The sequence below is a fragment of the Streptomyces sp. NRRL WC-3549 genome (genome assembly GCF_000721935.1).
Lineage (GTDB): Bacteria > Actinomycetota > Actinomycetes > Streptomycetales > Streptomycetaceae > Streptomyces.
This window is the reverse complement of sequence record NZ_KL585399.1, coordinates 9,753-13,051: the sequence shown is the minus strand read 5'-3', so window position 1 is coordinate 13,051 and position 3,299 is coordinate 9,753. Positions and strand designations below refer to the sequence as shown.

Sequence of the window (3,299 nt, the reverse complement as noted above, 5' to 3'; positions counted from 1 at the left end):
GGCAGCAGGTCGCCCCGCCGGTCCTGGACCATCTGGCCGACGCCAACAACGAACTGACCAACCGTTTCCAGGACCGCGCCGAGCCCGCCGGATACCGGATCCTGATCCAGGCCGGTGTGGCCGGTGTCCTCGGATTCCTCGCCCTGGTCGTCTCGGTCTTCGTCTCCGTACGCGTCGGCCGAGCCCTCATCCGCGACCTCTCCCGGCTCCGCAAGGACGCCCACGAGGTGTCCGGCGTCCGGCTGCCGAGCGTGATGCGGCGGCTGGCCGCGGGCGAACAGGTCGACGTGGAGACCGAGGCGCCGCACCTGAGTTACGACAAGGACGAGGTCGGCCAGGTCGGCCAGGCGCTCAACACGCTCCAGCGGGCCGCCGTCGAGGCCGCCGTCAAGCAGGCCGACATGCGCCGGGGCGTCTCCGAGGTCTTCGTCAACCTCGCCCGGCGCAACCAGGTGCTCCTGCACCGCCAGCTGACACTGCTGGACGCCATGGAGCGCCGCACCGAGAACAGCGACGAACTCGCCGACCTCTTCCGCCTCGACCACCTCACCACCCGCATGCGGCGCCACGCAGAAGGCCTGGTGATCCTCTCCGGGGCGGCCCCTTCCCGGCAGTGGCGCAAGCCCATCCAGCTGATGGACGTGGTGCGCGCGGCGGTCGCCGAGGTGGAGGACTACGAGCGCATCGAGGTCAGGCGGCTGCCCCGTATCGGTGTGGGCGGTCCCGCGGTGGCCGACCTGACCCACCTGATCGCCGAACTGCTGGAGAACGCCACCGTGTTCTCGCCCCCGCACACCGCGGTCCAGGTGCACGGTGAACGCGTGGCCAACGGCTTCACCCTCGAAATCCACGACCGGGGCCTCGGCATGGCCCCCGAGATCCTGCTGGACGCCAACCTCCGGCTCGCCGAGACCCCCGACTTCGAGCTCTCCGACACCGACCGGCTGGGCCTCTTCGTGGTCAGCCGGCTCGCCCAGCGGCAGAACGTGCGGGTCTCACTGCAGACGTCGCCCTACGGCGGAACGACCGCGGTCGTCTTCATCCCGGGGCAGCTGCTCACCGACGCGCCCGACACCCACGGCACCGGCTTCCGCCTCGACCGAAGGGCCGAGAAGGCGATCGGCGACGGGACGGAGGCCCCCGGTGGCCCGGGCAGGACGCCCGGGCTCGCCCCCGTGCCCACCGTGCTCACCGACCCGGCCGCGCTCGACGGCCCGGTGGAGCTGGAGGGCCCGGTCGGGGCACTGGAGCTCGCCGACGACCCGGCCCTGGCCCGGGACCTCGATCCGGCGCTCGGTCCCGTCCTGGACGGTGTGTCGGACCTGGAGGACACCGAGAGCGAGCGAGGCGGCATCTTCCGCGCCCGTGACCTGCGCCGGACCGCGGACCGCGAGCAGCACCAGCAGGCGCCGGACCCCGAGGGGGAGCGTACGGCGGACGTCCGCCCCATGCGCCCCGCCGGACCCGTGCCGCTGCCCCGGCGCAAGCCGCCGACACTGGTCACCGACCGGGGCCGCCGGGTGGGGGAGACGGGCCGCTCGCACCCCTCGTCCGGCGAGGACGGTGCCGCAGGGTCCGGCAGGCCAGCATCGCCCCACAGCTCCGGGAGAACTCCGCAGGACGGACTCCCGGCCACGCCCCCGCGGACACCGCCGATGACTTCGAACGGGACGCGGACGACGTACGCAATCGCATGGCCTCGCTCCAACGCGGCTGGGAACGCGGTCGTCGGCAGAACGCCGAGGACGCGACCGGCCCCGGCGAGACAGCACCAGGAACCACTCCGGGAGGGGACGGTCCATGACCGCACCGAACGCCGCAGCAACCGACGCCGCACGCCAGGGCTCCGGCCAGCTGAACTGGCTCCTCGACGAACTCGTCGAGCGCGTATCGAGCATCCGCAAGGCGCTGGTGCTCTCCAGCGACGGCCTCGCCACCGGCGCGTCGCAGGACCTGACCCGTGAGGACGGCGAGCACCTCGCGGCCGTCGCCTCCGGATTCCACAGCCTCGCCAAGGGCGTGGGCCGCCACTTCGACGCGGGCCGGGTCCGGCAGACCGTCGTCGAACTCGACGAAGCGTTCCTCTTCGTCACGGCGGCCGGCGACGGCAGCTGCCTCGCCGTCCTCGCGGACGCCGACTCGGACGTCGGGCAGGTGGCGTACGAGATGACCCTGATGGTCAAGCGGGTCGGGGCCCACCTGGCCAACGCGCCCCGGACGACCGGTACGTCAGCCGGAGGGTGAGGGGACGGCATGGGCGCCGAATCCGCCCGGGAGACCCCCACAACGCCCCGCGCGTCGGCCGGCGCGGGCTCCTCACGCTGGTACGACGCCGAGGCGGGACCGGTGGTCCGCCCCTACGCCATGACCCGGGGGCGTACCAGCAGCGCGTCCCGCCACCGTCTCGACCTGATCGCGATCGTCGTCCCGGAACCCGCGGCCGACGATCCCGGCCGGGACCAGACGCTCTCCCCGGAACACGTGGAGATCGTCGAACTGTGCAGCGACATGCCCCAGTCGATCGCCGAGCTCGCCTCCGGACTGGACCTCCCCGTCGGGGTGGTCCGTGTCCTGGTCGGTGACCTCGTCGAGGAGGAACTGGTGCATGTCACCCGTCCCGTTCCGCCGGCCGAACTGCCGGACGTGAACATTCTTCGCGAGGTGATCAATGGCCTTCGGGCGCTCTAGCCGCACAAGGCGGCCCGTGGAGCCCGTTACCCTGAAAATCCTGGTGGCGGGCGGCTTCGGTGTGGGCAAGACGACTCTGGTGGGAGCGGTCAGCGAGATCCGGCCGCTGCGCACGGAGGAGAGGCTGAGCGAGGCGGGCCGGCCGGTCGACGACCTCGTCGGCGTCGAGGGCAAGAGCACCACCACGGTGGCCATGGACTTCGGGCGGATCACCCTGCGCGAGGACCTGGTGCTCTACCTGTTCGGGACCCCCGGGCAGGACCGTTTCTGGTTCCTCTGGGACGAACTCGCCCAAGGAGCCCTGGGCGCGGTCGTCCTCGCCGACACCCGGCGGCTGGAGGACTGCTTCGCGGCCGTCGACTACTTCGAGCGGCGCGGCATCCCCTTCACCGTGGCCGTGAATCTCTTCGAGGGGGCCGAGCGGTTCCCCGCCGAGACGGTGCGCACGGCGCTCGACCTCGACCCGGAGGTGCCGGTGCTGCTGTGCGACGCGCGGGACCGTGCGTCCGTACGGGACGTGCTCGTGGCCGTCGTGGAGGACGCGATGACACGCGCGGACGCCTCCAGAGAACCCGCCAGGACCTGAGCGGCGGCCGTACGGAAGCGCGGCT

3 protein-coding genes and 1 pseudogene are annotated in these 3,299 nt (G+C 72.4%); all 4 read left to right on the top strand.

Annotated elements, in window-relative coordinates:
- Positions 1–1,804 (top strand): annotated as a pseudogene (locus IH13_RS37510) (sensor histidine kinase); the annotation flags it as partial.
- Positions 1,801–2,244: a roadblock/LC7 domain-containing protein gene (locus tag IH13_RS0114925; RefSeq protein WP_031084638.1), complete on the top strand. Its 444-nt coding sequence runs from the start codon at positions 1,801–1,803 to the stop codon at positions 2,242–2,244. The pseudogene IH13_RS37510 and the gene IH13_RS0114925, both read left to right, overlap by 4 nt.
- A 9-nt stretch (positions 2,245–2,253) precedes the next feature.
- The gene (locus tag IH13_RS0114920) at positions 2,254–2,688 is read left to right on the top strand and encodes a DUF742 domain-containing protein (RefSeq protein WP_031084636.1); all 435 of its coding nucleotides are present in this window, start codon (positions 2,254–2,256) and stop codon (positions 2,686–2,688) included.
- Positions 2,669–3,274, top strand: coding sequence for a GTP-binding protein (locus IH13_RS0114915; RefSeq protein ID WP_031084634.1), 606 nt, complete (start codon positions 2,669–2,671; stop codon positions 3,272–3,274). Before IH13_RS0114920 ends, IH13_RS0114915 begins: the two co-directional genes overlap by 20 nt.
- Positions 3,275–3,299 lie beyond the last annotated feature (25 nt).

Excerpts from the sequence above, each read along its gene's own strand:
- IH13_RS0114920 (WP_031084636.1), top strand. The coding sequence starts at position 2,254 with ATGGGCGCCGAATCCGCCCGGGAGACCCCCACAACGCCCCGCGCGTCG.
- IH13_RS0114915 (WP_031084634.1), top strand. The coding sequence starts at position 2,669 with ATGGCCTTCGGGCGCTCTAGCCGCACAAGGCGGCCCGTGGAGCCCGTT.
- IH13_RS0114925 (WP_031084638.1), top strand. The coding sequence starts at position 1,801 with ATGACCGCACCGAACGCCGCAGCAACCGACGCCGCACGCCAGGGCTCC.